The 14,474-nt window shown below is 45.3% G+C and carries 16 protein-coding genes; 12 read left to right on the forward strand and 4 right to left on the reverse strand.

Features of this window, described 5'->3' with window-relative positions; genetic code table 11:
- The first annotated feature begins 548 nt into the window (after positions 1-548).
- The 6 genes from HQN90_RS28920 (at position 549) to HQN90_RS28945 (ending at position 4,845) form a co-directional block, all read left to right on the forward strand.
- Entirely contained in the window at positions 549-995 is a 447-nt protein-coding gene (locus tag HQN90_RS28920) for a flavodoxin (protein WP_173225526.1), read from the forward strand.
- Between the two features lie 22 nt (positions 996-1,017).
- Positions 1,018-1,728 carry a hypothetical protein gene (locus tag HQN90_RS28925; RefSeq protein ID WP_173225529.1) on the forward strand — a complete coding sequence of 237 codons (711 nt, stop codon included), beginning with the start codon at positions 1,018-1,020 and terminating at the stop codon, positions 1,726-1,728.
- Between the two features lie 17 nt (positions 1,729-1,745).
- A complete protein-coding gene (locus tag HQN90_RS28930; protein ID WP_173225532.1) occupies positions 1,746-2,579 on the forward strand; it encodes a hypothetical protein in 834 nt (277 codons plus the stop codon).
- Between the two features lie 171 nt (positions 2,580-2,750).
- On the forward strand, positions 2,751-3,140 hold the full coding sequence (locus tag HQN90_RS28935; RefSeq protein ID WP_216855496.1) for a MerR family transcriptional regulator: 390 nt from the start codon (positions 2,751-2,753) through the stop codon (positions 3,138-3,140).
- A 26-nt stretch (positions 3,141-3,166) separates the two neighbouring features.
- Positions 3,167-4,120, forward strand: a complete 954-nt coding sequence (locus tag HQN90_RS28940) for an aldo/keto reductase (RefSeq protein ID WP_173225535.1) — start codon at positions 3,167-3,169, stop codon at positions 4,118-4,120.
- 65 nt (positions 4,121-4,185) lie between these two features.
- On the forward strand, positions 4,186-4,845 hold the full coding sequence (locus HQN90_RS28945) for a hypothetical protein (protein WP_246362896.1): 660 nt from the start codon (positions 4,186-4,188) through the stop codon (positions 4,843-4,845).
- A 47-nt stretch (positions 4,846-4,892) separates the two neighbouring features.
- Here HQN90_RS28945 and HQN90_RS28950 read toward each other — a convergent pair whose 3' ends face one another.
- Both HQN90_RS28950 and HQN90_RS28955 read right to left on the reverse strand, forming a co-directional pair.
- Positions 4,893-5,417: a DUF2812 domain-containing protein gene (locus HQN90_RS28950; protein WP_173225541.1), complete on the reverse strand. Its 525-nt coding sequence runs from the start codon at positions 5,415-5,417 to the stop codon at positions 4,893-4,895.
- Complete coding sequence (locus HQN90_RS28955) at positions 5,404-5,742, reverse strand: PadR family transcriptional regulator (RefSeq protein ID WP_173225544.1); 339 nt, start codon at positions 5,740-5,742, stop codon at positions 5,404-5,406. The genes HQN90_RS28950 and HQN90_RS28955 overlap by 14 nt, the downstream gene beginning before the upstream one ends.
- A gap of 243 nt (positions 5,743-5,985) precedes the next feature.
- Here HQN90_RS28955 and HQN90_RS28960 point away from each other — a divergent pair, with 243 nt between their 5' ends.
- From HQN90_RS28960 to HQN90_RS28975, 4 genes are all read left to right on the forward strand, one after another.
- Positions 5,986-6,573: a hypothetical protein gene (locus HQN90_RS28960; protein WP_173225547.1), complete on the forward strand. Its 588-nt coding sequence runs from the start codon at positions 5,986-5,988 to the stop codon at positions 6,571-6,573.
- A 117-nt stretch (positions 6,574-6,690) separates the two neighbouring features.
- Positions 6,691-7,197: a GNAT family N-acetyltransferase gene (locus HQN90_RS28965; RefSeq protein ID WP_173225550.1), complete on the forward strand. Its 507-nt coding sequence runs from the start codon at positions 6,691-6,693 to the stop codon at positions 7,195-7,197.
- Positions 7,198-7,732: 535 nt separating this feature from the next.
- Positions 7,733-8,446 carry an ABC transporter ATP-binding protein gene (locus HQN90_RS28970; RefSeq protein WP_244208945.1) on the forward strand — a complete coding sequence of 238 codons (714 nt, stop codon included), beginning with the start codon at positions 7,733-7,735 and terminating at the stop codon, positions 8,444-8,446.
- Positions 8,447-8,462: 16 nt separating this feature from the next.
- Complete coding sequence (locus HQN90_RS28975) at positions 8,463-9,683, forward strand: ABC transporter permease (protein WP_173225553.1); 1,221 nt, start codon at positions 8,463-8,465, stop codon at positions 9,681-9,683.
- A 56-nt stretch (positions 9,684-9,739) separates the two neighbouring features.
- Here the strand turns inward: HQN90_RS28975 and HQN90_RS28980 are convergent, their stop codons facing one another.
- Both HQN90_RS28980 and HQN90_RS28985 read right to left on the reverse strand, forming a co-directional pair.
- On the reverse strand, positions 9,740-10,717 hold the full coding sequence (locus tag HQN90_RS28980; RefSeq protein ID WP_079411412.1) for an aldo/keto reductase: 978 nt from the start codon (positions 10,715-10,717) through the stop codon (positions 9,740-9,742).
- Positions 10,718-10,855: 138 nt separating this feature from the next.
- Positions 10,856-11,563 carry a GntR family transcriptional regulator gene (locus tag HQN90_RS28985; protein ID WP_173225556.1) on the reverse strand — a complete coding sequence of 236 codons (708 nt, stop codon included), beginning with the start codon at positions 11,561-11,563 and terminating at the stop codon, positions 10,856-10,858.
- A 373-nt stretch (positions 11,564-11,936) separates the two neighbouring features.
- Here HQN90_RS28985 and HQN90_RS28990 point away from each other — a divergent pair, with 373 nt between their 5' ends.
- Positions 11,937-13,271, forward strand: a complete 1,335-nt coding sequence (locus HQN90_RS28990) for a hypothetical protein (protein ID WP_173225559.1) — start codon at positions 11,937-11,939, stop codon at positions 13,269-13,271.
- Positions 13,272-13,312: 41 nt separating this feature from the next.
- A complete protein-coding gene (locus tag HQN90_RS28995; RefSeq protein ID WP_158082047.1) occupies positions 13,313-14,428 on the forward strand; it encodes an ABC transporter substrate-binding protein in 1,116 nt (371 codons plus the stop codon).
- Positions 14,429-14,474: the final 46 nt, after the last annotated feature.

The following is a 14,474-nucleotide window of genomic DNA, read 5'->3' on the forward strand; positions in this document are numbered from 1 at the left end:
TTTAATAATCGAAGTCAAGGCAAAGTATCCAATTCAACCTCTTTTAGGTTCTGGATCTATTTGCTTCGAGATAGGGATGGGGCCTAGTTCGCACATGTAAGCTTCAATGCAAAGCTATTGCACTATCGCAGGTTTTTTGAACCAGTAGCGTTTCCGAGCCCATCAAGGTCAGCTGAATACGCTGAGAAACGTGGAACTAAAGGTTATCGCAAAGAGATTTTCAAGAAATTGTGAAAAAAATAAAAGTTTTTGAAGAAAAGTGAGGCCAGCATATTGACATATTAACTGAGAATGGTTATCATTCAAAGTGTTAAATGCAAATGAAAATCATTCTCAATATAATTTCGATAAGAGGAGGGAGTTTTGCAGCATGGGCCTTCTGTATGAACTTGTGAAAAAAAAGGGCTCTGCTCGAAAAGAGCAGCGGAAGGATTCGCAAAAGCCATTACATAGCAAAAATGAACATGAACTACTGACATTATGTGTATTACAAGCGGATGAGTTGCTATTTAAAGAAACTGAAATCATAACCAATAGGGGGAAGTAAGATGAGTAAAGTAATTATCGTATTTGCAAGCATGACAGGTAACACCGAAGAGATGGCGGAGGCAATCGCTGAAGGCGTGAAAGAGGCGGGCATCGAGCCTGTTGTGAAGAATGTTATTGATACGAGTGCTGCTGAGATTACAGGCTATGACGGCATTATTCTAGGCTCTTACACGTGGGGGGATGGAGATTTGGCTGATGATTTCCTCGATTTTTACGATGAGATGGATGATATTCAATTAGACGGGAAAAAGTCAGCGGTTTTCGGATCTTGTGATTCTTCCTATTCCGAATATGGGGCTGCGGTTGATACGTTGATTACGAAGCTGAAAGAGCTGGGCTCGGAAGTGACGCTGGAAGGCTTGAAGGTAGAATTGTCTCCATCGAAGGATGACAAGGAAATTTGTCGACAATTTGGTCAACAATTCGTGCAAACGCTGGGCGTGTAGCCCAAGAAACCGAGAATTCATAATGAACATACATAGAGAAGAGAATCTTGTGACCGCGCCGCTGCTTGCCGATTATCAACTCGAAAGCTGGCTGCACGCCAGCCATTCGCAGCTCAGCCATGCTTCTACGCAGGAAACAGATTGGCAGCAGCTCACTCAATATGCCGCATATCACGTCATTAATGAATGGTATTCGCTGCCTGCCAAGCTGCGAACACAGCAGAAGCTAAACGAACTGTTTGAGCGTCGATGGACGAACAAAGTGCATGTGTTCAGCTCGCCGGAGTTTTATCGGGATGTCAAGCGCATCGTGACAGCTCATCTCTTTGGCTTTCTGTCAGACACCAACAAGTTGGAAACACCGCTGATGCTGTTCGAGAATATGAACGTCTATGTCAAGGAGCTGGATATTAGGCTGTCCATGATCATTCAAGTGATGGAGCCATCCGAGCGCTCCTTCCATATCCATAAATATGTGATGAATCCGTGCCAAGCGGCGTTGGAGTTATTTACCCATATGTCCGTCATATTCTGCTATGAAGCATTCGGGCAGCTTCCGGAACAACTGTACATTTATCGATTAATGAGCGGCGAAAGGCAAAGCCTAGCCGCAAGGGATTACAATCTGAGCCAATCAATGGATTATCTCCGACTTGTGAAAGAGGTCTATATGGAAAGCAGATCTTGTTCGTGCTGTTCACCCGCAGCTAGTTCCGGACGCATTATCATGTAACAAGTAGGAGGAGCTTCATGGATTCAAATCAGTTATGGCATTCCACGAATGATATGCTGCCGCTTCGATTTTCAACCTTAGCTGCTTCGAACGACGGTATTTTATTCGCTGGAACGTGGGGGGCGGGCGTGTATCAATATACCGCCCTTCGCTCTTGGGAGAGCATTTCCCAGGGGCTGCCTGAAGGCATTTTAATTTTGAGGCTGGATTGGGTAGACGCGCAATTATTTGCTTCTACGAATCATGGTCATTTCCGTTTGGAGGATGATGTGTGGCAGTCTACAGCCATGCGTGAACCCTGCTACCGGACGGTAAGTTGGGGAGATCGGTTTGTTTTAACCGAAAGTGGTTTAAAGTGTGGAAGTGATGGGAACTGGATTTCGGTTGCTTATCCGGGTAAGAACACCTTTGATCTTCTGGTTACGCCGAATTTTCTGTTCCTTGGCTACGAGGATGGGATCGCTTATTATGATGTGTTTATGAGCGAATGGTTGGCGATTCCCATCGATCATCCTGTTACCAGCTTGGCGGTATATAATCAAATGCTGCTAGGGACAACAGACGATGGCGGTCTGATTATGGGAAATAAAAAAGGCGGTTTTCAACAGGTATGGTTTGAAGGAAAGTTTATTCATCGTTTAGTCACCCATCAGGGGGATGTTTATGCTTGCGCAAATACTGGCATTTATAAAGTATCTGATTTCAGAGGCAGTATTTGCCTTCGATCCATGGGGATAGAGGCTTCTGTGACGGATTTCCTCATCTGGAACAATATGATGTTTATTGCCACCTTGGATGCTGGAATCCGCTATAGTACGATGAATAGATCAGGGTTTCAAAGCAATTTATGAATGCAATTGGAAGAGCCTATAGGCTTGCTAGTTTCTTGATGAAACGGCAGCTCATAGGTTCTATTTGGCTTTTGATAAAAAAAGACCGCGAGTCCCGCCATGAAATCTTCTTATTGACTTCGAGTGCGCTCTAACATATAAAGTAAGTGATAATAGTGAGGGGGCCTCTTCATGATTGAAATGGAATTAACGATTCAGCAGGTGGCGGCAAAAACGGGACTTAGTGCACATACGCTGCGTTATTATGAAAAGGTTGGCTTAATGGAGCCTATTTGCCGTGCAGCGAATGGTCATCGTTCCTATCAATCTCATGACCTTGAATGGATCAACCTGTTGATGCATTTGCGCACGACTGGCATGCCGATCGCCGATATGCAGCGTTTTGCGGAGATGATGCGCCAAGGGGATCGAGGGATTGGACAACGAAGACAATTGCTGGAAGAACATGAACAAAAGCTGCTTGTTCAGGTCAAGGAGCTGCAGGATACTCTGAGCGTACTGCGGGATAAGATCACCTATTACAGAGCTTGGGAGGATCAGCAGCCTCACTTGGCCGACTAGGAGATATATTGGAGGAGGTTGGTTCCATGCTTCAGCTGCCTTTAGGAATGACAGGCTTGAAAGTAAGTGCAATCGTGCTGGGATGTCTAAACTTTGAATCACGAACAGATAAATCTACATCGTATCGTTTGCTGGATCAATATCAGGATGCTGGCGGAACTTCTTTGGACACGTCGAATAACTATGCTTTCTGGAACGAAGGCTGCCAAGGTGGAGAGAGTGAAAAGCTGCTTGGCCAATGGATGAAGGAACGCGGCAATCGAGACCGTATGTTTGTGGCGACCAAGGTGGGAGCAAAGCCATCTTTTCCAGGCGGAGGATTTGAAAATATGGAAGGCTTAGGCCATAAAACGATTGAAAAAGCGATTGATGAAAGTCTGTTGCGGCTGGGAACGGATTATATTGATTTGTATTACAGCCATATTGATGATGGAGAGACGCCGTTAGAAGAAACGTTAGAGGTTATGAACCGCCTCGTACGAGCGGGTAAGGTTCGGGCGCTCGGTTGCAGCAATCACCGATTGTCTCGTTTGCAAGAAGCAAGGCGCATTAGTCAAGCTCATAATTGGGCGGCCTATTCTTGCATACAACAACGTTATACGTATATTCGTCCGAATTCGGCTGCTGATTTTGGCGTGCAGGTAAGTGTGGATGAAGAGCTGTTAAGCTATTGCCAAAGCACACAGGATGTTTCGCTGCTTGCCTACTCCCCATTGCTGAATGGGGCATATACTCGAAGTGAGGCGCTTCTCCCTGCTCAATACCAAGGACCTCAGACAATAAGTAAACTAAAGGTTTTGAAAGAAGTGGCAAGCGAGACGGAGGGAACTGTGAATCAAATTGTCCTAGCATGGATGCTTCAAGGAGCCCCTACGGCCATTCCGCTAATTGCGGCCAGTAATCCGGGGCAATTGCAGGAGAATTTAGGTTCACTGAACATTCGTTTGACGCAGGATCAGCTGGAACGGCTAAATGCGTGACATAGGTGGAACGTGGAGAAGACTATAGTTCGTTCAATGAAAGGAGCAGTGCGCTTTTGAAAAGAATGATATTTCGGGCACAGTGGAAAGAAGGGCAAGAAGATGCGGGCTTGAAGCAGTTAAAAGATACCTCTGTGGCACAAAAGCTAATTGATGATGGCGATCTCATGACGGTGGCAGCGTTCACCTGGCTTAATCATATTTTCCTTTATTACGAATGCATACAGCAAGAATTGCAACCCGAAGCGCTGTTTGAAACGCTTGGCGCTTGCCTCGAGGACTGGCCTGGGAAGTCCAGCAAAAGAAAATGGATGCCGATGATCGACGTGTTTCATTTCAACGAGCCAGTCAGCTATGAGCATTGGCTTCGTAAAGAGCCTGTGGAACGCAGGGTGGGTAGAGTTGCCCATCTCAATCCGGACATGATTCCAAGTTATATGTATTATCATTATCAGCTGCAGGAAGAGCGGGCATTCTTGGGGGATAAATATGAGATTATTGCGCTGCATGACAATCTCATGTTCGGCTATCAAGAGTTTCCGAAGGTTATCGAACAGCCGCTGACGACGCCCAAATTAACTACGTCGGGGACGCCGGAGAACTGGAACGACTCCCGGATGGATCTTCATTTCCAGCCATGGGCGGACGGACATCTGTATTTCAAGCCTATTGAAGCTGTGTTTGCGCTATATGGCGGCGGGTCCAAGAGACCAGCAGCTTTGTAAACCGCGCATGTTGTTCTACGACGGAACGAGGCTCACGAGTCCTCGTTCTATTTCACACTCTCGCTGCGATCACGCAATTTCCGATTCGTTTTGTTTAATTGAACAATGCCATAGAAGAGAAGTCCGAATAAGAGGGCATACAAGACCATAAAAGTATAATGAATAATATGGTTATTTAAGTTAATGATAAATATCGGAATTTGAGCAGTCATAGCTACAGAAAGTGTGGCAATCTGTCTTTTATTTCGATCAATGAGAGAATCTACATCCGTATAAATCGCAGGACGCTCCGTCGTATAAGGCATGCTCCATATATACCAGCCATTGGCGGATAACTCGCATTTCCAGCCTGTTTCTAGGCAAAGGGCTTCATAGGCTTTATCTTTTTTGCCCTGAAAATCTACACAATACCTTACCTTTCGGGGAACCCCCTTCTTAAAATGCATCCGGTAGCCGTGATATTTGATCTTCACAAGCTGCCAGCCTTGAGCCTCCATGCTCTCCAGCCAATCCTCAATCTTGTCACTGTCCCAGCTTGCCCAGATCTTCGTTATTTTCTTAATGTCCTCCATGTTGGTCATCCTCCATAGATTTGGAATTATGAAACAATTCACTTAATCGTGCTATCTCTTGTGTCAAAATGTTGCGGCCAAGAGCGGTTATTTGGTACACTTTTCGGCGATCTTCTTCGGCAATAACATGAATCAAAGCATCCTTTTCCATCTTCGAAAGACTTCCGTACAAGGTGCCGGGTCCTAGCTTGATTCTACCTTTCGTAATTTCTTCCACATGCTGCATAATCCCATACCCGTGGCGGGTTTCTATAAGGGAAAGCAAAATATAATAGGCAGTTTCTGACATTGGCAAGTAGTTGCGTTGGATCTTATCGTTATTCATGGCGTTTCTCCTTCTAGACGGCCTGATGCTTCAGTCGGTCAGTCACGGCTCGTTGCATCGCGTTGCGATATATCATATAGTGAAGTATATCGCGACGCGATGTAGCTGTCAACACTCAGAAAACACATTTTGTCACAGTAAAGATGCTCTGTACGGCTTGTTCAAGCAATCTGATCTCCTTGTCATAAGTTTGCTAGATTTCGAATACATAGTAATAGAGTGAATAAGGAGGAGCGCTACTGCATGCTAACTTTAAAATCATGGGCAAGTTTTTTTAACAGAGACTCAGTTGATGTTTACCATACGGTTAAAGTTCGCGCGCCTCGTGACTTTTTTAACCGGGCTGAAGTGTTTATTGAAGACATGAAATACACAACCAACGAAGAACTTGTCGGCGTGAATGTAACGTTCATCGTCAAGCTCTTATTTGATAATTTTCTGGATCGCGTCCGCCAAGGAAATGATTTGTACGATTATCTGCTCGATTTGAGAGAAAACTACAGTCACTTTTTACAAACAAACTCTGTATTAGCAGACAAGGATGTACAACCCGTACGCAGTGCTCCTAAGTTTCAATGGACTCTGACTCATCGGATGGGGGATCGAGACTATTTGACTCTCAACATCGGTGTTCATCCTAGAGAAGTGAATCGGATTGCCGTGTTTTTCGCGGATTGGGATTGTAAATATGAGATATCGCTGGACATGGACTTGAATGAGCTGGTCACTTTATTGTTTATTGAATTCATCAGCGAACTGAGAAATGGATTCGAGGAAGAGACGAAAAAGGACATTATGACAACCATCCTTGCCAAATGGGAAGAAGATTAGTATGCTGGACAGCATCGCCAATAAATTGACAGGCAGAAGATGACGATGGTAAAATTGGGTTTATATGCAAGTTTGTCAATCTGAATAGTTAGTAAACGGAAATTTTGGAGGTTCATCATGTTAAACGAGATAGACATCTTAGAAGCCTCCCCCTCGCAAGTAGACGAGGTTCTTTCGTTGTGGCTGGAAGCAGCACATTGGATGCTGGACAACGGAATTGATCAGTGGCGGCCGGAGTATTTTAATCGCGAAACCGTATTGGCCTATTTTCATAACAGGCAAATCTTCCTCGTGAAGATGAACGACGAAATTGTAGGAAGCTTTGCTCTACAATGGTCTGATCCTAGCGTGTGGGGAGATCTGCACAATGAGGAATCAGGCTATTTGCATCGGTTTGTGGTTCGAAGAACACAAGCAGGGCGCAACATTGGCCAATACATGCTGAAATGGATTGAGGAATATGTGAAGACTCAGAACAAAAGATATGTGAGGCTTGATTGCATGGCTACGAATGAGGCGTTGAATGGCTATTATCGCAAACAGAATTTTACATATAGAGGCACATTCCAATTGCAGTCTGGGGAGATTAGCTGGCGAGGCAGTTTATATGAAAAGGAAGTCTAACTAGCTAGGCTTCAGGTCCATCAAAGATGCATATTCCTGCAAATATGCATCCTTTTCCTCTTGGAAATGGGGGAAATCGGGAAAAGCCTGCGATAATGCATCCTTTGGAGAGCTTTTTCCGAATTCAGGAAGGAAAAGCTTTATAAGCCTGCATAATCGCAGGCTTTTTGATGATTCCACACGATTCGAGCGAAAAAGCCTGCACTTTTGCACTTTTGCAGGCTTTAGCTTGAGGGCGCTGGCTGGCTGGAATCTTGCTGAAGCTGGAAGATTGCTCCAAAGGGTGCTTTGTTAGGCTCTGTTAAAGAGTAGCTGCTATTAATGAAGTAGGCTGCATCCGCGGGAAAATCAGCTGAGCCTGCCAAAAAGGATGTCTCTCATTAGTAAAATGGAGGTACTACCAACCCCATAGTTTCTTTTGAAAATGCCTATTTTTTTATCTGACATTCATGTTCCACACGAGCAATTCATGATACGATGTTGGAATGTGAAGGTTCGTGATATATGATGAAGGTAGAAGGGTAGGCGACCATAAGTGTCAGATGAACGATTAGCAGTGCTCAACGTACATATTGATCAAGCCGGCTATGATGAACAGCCGGATACGATTAAGCAGATTCATTTTGATGTGAAGCAAGGAGAATTGGTCGGGCTGCTCGGGCCCAATGGAGCAGGGAAGAGCACGACGATCAAGAGTATCCTTGGCTTATTGAAGGATTTTAAAGGCAAAATATCGTTTATCGGCGAGCGAAAAAGCTATGCTTATATTCCGGAACATCCGATTTTGTATGATGAATTAACACTTTGGGAGCATATGGAATTCGCGGCTTCCGTTTACGATCTGGATCGAGAGGTTTTCCTTGAGCGTGCGGATGATCTTCTGCATCGGTTTAGGCTGCTGGATGAGAAGCATCAATTGCCTGGAAAGTTTTCCAAAGGGATGCAGCAGAAAATTATGCTGATTCTTGGCTTTTTGAACAAGCCGGATGTGTATATCGTGGACGAGCCTTTCATAGGCTTGGATCCCAAAGCGATCAAGGATTTCTTAGGCATGTTAGAGGAAGAACGTAAACGCGGCGCAGGCATTCTGATGAGTACGCATGTGCTCGATACAGCAGAGCGTATATGCAGTTCGTTCGTGCTGCTATCAGGCGGCAGATTGGTAGCAAATGGAACACTGCAGGACATTCAACAGCAGTGCGGTATGCCGGACGCTCCTTTATTCGATTGTTTCCATTCCTTATTATGAGAGGGGGACATCGTAAATGAAGAGCAGCTTTCAGCTATTTAGTCGAAGAGTACGTTCTGATTGGCATTTCCAATATCGCGCCTTGCGAATGGCCGTGGATTGGATCATCGCGATTTATTTTGTAATACCGCTGATGATTGTGGCCGGTTATCAATATATTTCTTGGTGGGGGACTCAGCCATCTTGGTTTAGTTGGATACCGTTAGGTTTGGTTACCGCGGTTTTCTATGTGTTCACGTGGCTTGGAACGATTCGTTACTTTGTTGAGGAGGGAGATCAGCTTTTCCTTCGGCAGAATCAGAAGTGGTTCCAGCATCTCATGCATCTGGGATATCGGTATTCGCTTGTTTTGCAAGGCGTTACTACGTTATTGCTAGTGCTTGTATTCCTACCTCTGCTGGTCCAAGCCGATTCCTTTAACCTGACGCAAGTGATTTGCTTGTGGCTGCTGACCTATCTTTTGAAAATAAACCTTGGTCTGCTACGTCAATTGCTTTCTCTGCGCATTCATGGGATTGTTCAATGGCTGGTACGAATTGTACTATTTGCGGGTCTTTATTTCCTGTATTACACGTTGGTGACGGAATTGACTGCTCAGATCTGGTATAGCTGGGTGGCTAATCTTGTTTTGCTTGTTCTGTTTATTTTCTTAAGCAAAATACGCATGCAAGAGAAGGGGGCTTTCCTGGCGGATATCGCCAGAGAGCGGGATGCGCGGTTTAGAATCGTCTCGCTGATGCTAATTCGTGTCGTCGAAAGAAAACGGAAATCAACGCGGAAATATCCGCTTTTCTTCGGAAGGTCCCAACGCTTGTTCAAGGGCAGGGGGGCGAGCAACGGTATCGCGGATTTGTTAACGAAATCGTTTTTCCGAAACGGTACCCAGTGGAAGCAATCGATCCAATTCGTCGTTGTGATCAGCGGTGTCATGTTTGTCCTGCCAGGACCTCTGAAAATTACGATCTGGATTTTGGCAGCCTGTCTATTAGCTTTTTGGAGAAAATCCTTCTGCAAGGGTGAATTAACAACACCGTTCCTGACCTTGTTCACACTGCCCGATACAGTGAAGCATCAAGCCCTGCAAACGACAATTCCGGTTCTCGTCTTGCCAGCGCTTATCCTCATCAGTTTGTTTACGGGAATTTCCTTCTTCACTTGGTGGGGACCTATCGTGATGGTTGGGGCAGCATTCCCCCTTGCGTACGGGACTTCTAATGTGTTTACAAGCTGGTATTGAGTTCTAACAGAGAAAAAGCCATTTCATCTACGTTCAGATGAGATGGCTTTTTTGTATTACCAAGCGTAAGCTTGCGGCGCTGAACCGGGACCAGGGAAAATCTCGTCTAGCTTTTTCAATGTGGATTCATCCAGTACGATGTCCACTACGCGCAGTGTATTCTGGAACTGTTCAAGGGTTCGAGGGCCGATAATTGGAGCTGTCATCGCTGGGTGGACAAGTGTCCATGCCAAGGCTACATTCGCTTCGTTCTCGCCGAGCTCCTTGCATAACGCCGCGAAGGCTTCCAGCTTTGCACGGTGCTTATTCACATTCTCAGCGTTGCTTGCTCTTCGGGAGCCTGGGACAGGGTTCAAGGCATTGCCGCTTAACAATCCGCCATCCAGAGGGCTCCAAGCAATGACGCCAATGCCGAGTTCTTCCGCGGCTGGCAATACTTCAAGCTCCGGCAGCCTGCAAAGCAAGCTGTATTTGTGCTGCTCCGAAATAAGGCCAAGGAAATGGCGGGCTTTAGCTTCATATTGCGCTTTCACAAGATCGCGGCCAGCGAAATTGCTTGAACCGACATAGCCGATTTTGCCTTGGTTGAGAGGAACTTGGAAGGCTTCCCAGAGCTCATCCCACGAGACATTACGATCCACATGATGCATTTGATACAGCTCAATATGATCCGTTTGAAGACGGCGCAAAGAGGCATCCAAATGGCGGCGAAGCTTATAAGCGGACAGACCGGCATCCCGATTGGGACCGTCGTTCGCATCATGCATATCGCCATAAAACTTGGTGGCTAGAACCGTTTTCTCCCTGCGGTTGCCACCTTGTGCGAACCAGCGGCCGATAATTTCTTCCGTGCGTCCTGCATTCTCGCCCCAACCGTAAATATTAGCGGTATCGAAGAAGTTGATGCCTGCATCTAGTGCGGCATCCATGATGCGAAAAGCTTCCTGTTCATCTGTATCTACACCGAAATTCATCGTTCCTAAACATAATTGGCTGACTTTCAAGCCTGAGCGTCCCAAGTAACTGTACTTCATAGTTATCTCCTCCTGGTACAAGTTTCTATCCATTTAAATATAACCGATAAGAAGGGGCATCAAAAGTACGCACTTTTGATGCAGATAGTATGGAAAGTGTTATCTACTTACCTGGAAGTTAGTAAGCCTACTGGCTATCTATTCACGCTTAATAAAAAATTTAAAGACGCTATTTTTCAAATAGTCCAAAGAATAAAAAATAGGCTTATCGTTATCATCAAAATGGAGCTGTTTCAACAAAATGATCTCGCTGCCAAGCACCTCTATCGCGTTCTGATCCATTTCTTGGGAATTGTTTAATGCACAGATTTCCGTCATGGCATAAGCAATATGAATGCCCATCTTGCTTTGGAGAAAATCAAAAATAGCGCCCGAAAACTCCCCATCCAAATGATCTTGGACCAAGCTTTGTGGAAAGATATTATAATAAAACGCCACTTTGTTGCCATTCGCTGTACGCGAACGCTCCAGAATGACAACGGGTTCGTCAATGAGCAGTTGTTTTTTCCAATCTTCCTCCGGCTCACGCGTGTAGAGCTTGATGTCGGATTCGCTTTCCAGAAAGCCCTGATTTTTGATCATCTGACCGACACTTTGCAGTTTGCTGAGCGGATGGATAATGAATTCAGATCGCGTGTTGACATAGGTTCCAACGCCGTTTTTGCTGATGAGAACCTTTTCACGTTGAAGCATCTTAAGCGCTTCGCGAAGCGTTGGACGGCTTACTGCGAATTTCTTTGCCAGCTCGGGCTCGGAGGGAAGCTTTTCCCCTGGCTTGAGCTCGCCTTCGTTGATGCTTCTTTCGAGTTCCTCTTTGACCTTGAGGTATAGCAATTTCTTTTCCAAATTTCAGCGATTCCTCTCCGTAAATGTGATCGAATTCGGGTAAAGCATGCTCTAAATCTAATGCTGTCTGACAACTCAAGTGTATCACAACCTTGTTTTTTTGAACAACTATTATCTTGTCCTATTGCCCGAATACCTTGATAGACGGCGTTATCTACACAATTATTTAACATTAGATTCATTGACACTGCGAAGCGAAAGTCCCTATAATTTGAGATGTCAGACAGCATGAACGATATGCGGAGATGAGGAAAGGAGGCTTTCGCAAATGATGCGGAAATGATTCTGTACAGTCGATTTTCTGGCAGATGAGGGTAAGCATGACGGCTATTCTGAATTGAAAATAACTTCATTATCGGAGGGACATTATTTTATGAAGAAAATAGTTCTGAGTGTTATGACCGCACTTACATTGGTCGTTCCTTTCTTAAGTGGTGGCACCACGACACAAGCCGCAAGTTATTCGGATTTGGCTGCTCACTGGGCTCCGCAAATTTACCAAGATGTGAATGCCGATCTTGATGTAAGAGCTGACTTTATTACGAATTTCAACTACGACGGTGATTATCTGGCTCGAAACAACTGGGATAATCTGAACAACTACAATGAAAATGCCTATGTTTATTACAAGGTAGCAGAGACAACTACGCACTATTTTATTGAGTATGATTTGTTCCACGCCAGAGATGATGCTTACACAAGACCGCTTGATGCCCATGAAAATGATCTTGAAGGCTTGTTCCTTGTCATCAAAAAAGACGGATCTACCTATGGAACGTTCCAGTTGATGGAGACAATGGCGCATAACCAATGGTACGACTATACGAATGATCCAAGCATTACTTCGGGCTCAGACAACGTGGATGGCGGCGTGCTTTTTGACGGAAGTCACCCCAAAGTTTTCTGCCAGGCGAACGGACAAAGCCCAAGCGGCGGACATGGCGTGAAGGCCTATGATGGATCCAGTGCTCCCGGCGGGGATGGCATCGTCTATGACTACACAGGTACTGCTCAGTTTCCGACAGCGACATCCGGCAGCTATACGAACCACTATGGATATGCCTTAATCGAGTGGGGCGATCTTTGGAGCCGAAGAAATGATCCTAACATTTTTGCTTCATGGGGAACCTTTGCCGGTGATAATCACACACCTAACTCGGCCAACGCACCGTGGGGCTGGGATGATAGCGACGATGGTCCAGCTTTGCAAGGGATGAACTGGTCCGATCCGGCTCACCAAGTCGATGTGCATCTGAACGGTTTAGGCAATTTCTCACATAACTATGTGTTTAATCCCTACTATTCTCATAAAATCGTTCTGACCAACGCACAAAGCTTGGAAGACCGCGATCCGTTCGGCGGGAAAAGCGATATTTTTATCAAAGCCTATGTGAATGGTCAAGGTCAGACGGATGCAAGATTCTGGAAGAAAAATGATGCGCCGAAAAATCAATCATACAACATCATTTTTGGGGCTAACGATGCAGAGTTCGGGCCTAACTTCTCTGAAAGCTACAACACGGTTTATGTAGCCAAACCATCCAACACCAATGTGGAAATTCATGTTTATGATTCAGACGGAACCTCTGGTGATGATGATATGGGCTATGTCTCAGCCGTGATAGCACCGGGTAATACAATGACTTGGAACAATGCCGTGACCAGCAATGGACAGGCCAAAGTAACGGCAACCGTGACAGCTCAATAAATTCAATAAATAAGAGAGATAGATCTAATAGGAGGATGGACATGTTTTTTCAGAAACCAAAAGCGCGCGTTATGAGTTTATCCATGGTCACATTATTCGCAATCACTACCGTCTTATCGGGGTGCGGGACTGCCAAAAACACGCAGACAACGGCAGCATCAGCTGCTCCTGCAAGTGCGGCAAGCAGCGAAGCTGCCAAACCCTCGAAAGCTCCAGAGTCCAAAAAGCTGGTAGTCTATGCGGCATTAAATGAAGATGATATCGTCCAAATTAAAAAGAAGTTTCAAGAAGATACAGGGATTGATATCGAATATATCCGTCTAAATGGCGCAGGTGATGCCAGTACCCGCATTCAAGCTGAAAAAGCGAATCCGCAAGCAGACATTTTCGTCGGAGGGTCCGTTGAGTTTTACGAGCCTTTGGCTCAGCAAGGCTTGCTAGAGAAATACAGCTCCCCGAATGCCAAGGATATCGATGCGAAATTTAATGATCCGAAAGGCTTCTGGCAAGGCTGGTATATGGGCGTTCTGGGTATCGTGCTTAACAAAGATAGATTTCAAAAGGAGCTGGCTCCCAAAGGCGTCAAAGAACCAGCGACTTGGGACGATTTGTTGGATCCTAATTACAAAGGTCTTTTCCTTACATCCAATCCAGCGACAGCGGGTGGCGGCTACATTTTTATAGCGGATCAATTGTTCCGATTGGGTGAGGATAAGGGTTGGGATTATCTCAAGAAACTAAATGCGAATGTGCATCATTATACGCCGGCTGCAGGCGATGGCATTACGCTTACCGCTACAGGAGAATTCGTTGCCGCCATGTCTTGGGCTCATGATATTGTGAAATCCGCCAAAAAAGGTTACCCGATCAAAGTTATCGTTCCTGAGCAAACGGCGTTTGAAATCGGTGGCGTTGGTGTTGTTAAAGGCGGAGCGAACACGGAAAATGCCAAGAAATTCGTTGATTGGCTGTTAACGAAGCCGGTTGGAGAAATGAATACACAAATGTCCAATCGCTACTCTGTTAGAAAAGACGTTGCGCCTCCTGACGGCATGATCAAGATTGAGGATGTAAAGCTTGTTAATTATGACAGAGACAAGGCATCTTCGATGAAAGCCGATGTTGTGAAGAAATTTACAGAAATGACAGGCAAGTAAACCATTAAGTTTAAGTATCCAACAAAACATGACACCTCCTCTTGCC

This window comes from Paenibacillus alba, assembly GCF_013204855.1.
Classification (GTDB): Bacteria; Bacillota; Bacilli; order Paenibacillales; family NBRC-103111; genus Paenibacillus_E; species Paenibacillus_E alba.